Raw genomic sequence first — 543 nt, forward strand, 5'->3', positions numbered from 1 at the left:
CCAGCTGGAGTGCAGCGGCTTGCCCTCGGCGTAGCCGGCGGCGCTCTGGATGCCGACGACGGCCTTGTCGTGGAACTCCTCCAGGGAGGCCGCGCCCGCGTAGGTGCAGGAGCTGCGCACGCCGGCCACGATCGAGTCGATGAGGTCCTCGACGCCCGGGCGGGCCGGGTCCAGGAACATCCGGGAGTGCGAGATGCCCTCCTCGAACAGGGCCTTGCGCGCCCGGTCGTAGGAGGAGTCCTGGGAGGTGCGGTTGCTCACGGCCCGCTTCGACGCCATGCCGAACGACTCCTTGTACTGGCGGCCGTCGGCGGTGACCTGGAGGTCGCCCGGCGACTCGTAGGTGCCGGCGAACCAGGAGCCGATCATCACGTTGGAGGCGCCGGCGGCCAGCGCCATCGCGACGTCGCGCGGGTGGCGGACGCCGCCGTCGGCCCAGACGTGCTTGCCGAGCCGGCGCGCCTCGGCGGCGCACTCCAGGACGGCGGAGAACTGCGGACGGCCCACGCCGGTCATCATCCGGGTGGTGCACATCGCGCCCGG

At 72.9% G+C, this 543-nt stretch carries 1 protein-coding gene; it reads right to left on the reverse strand.

Annotated features, from left to right (window positions below):
• Positions 1-543, reverse strand: a 543-nt coding sequence (locus tag PUR61_RS00115) for an IMP dehydrogenase (RefSeq protein WP_329874331.1), incomplete at both ends; no start/stop codon positions are given.

The organism is Streptomyces sp. BE20 (assembly GCF_036322525.1).
Lineage (GTDB): Bacteria > Actinomycetota > Actinomycetes > Streptomycetales > Streptomycetaceae > Kitasatospora.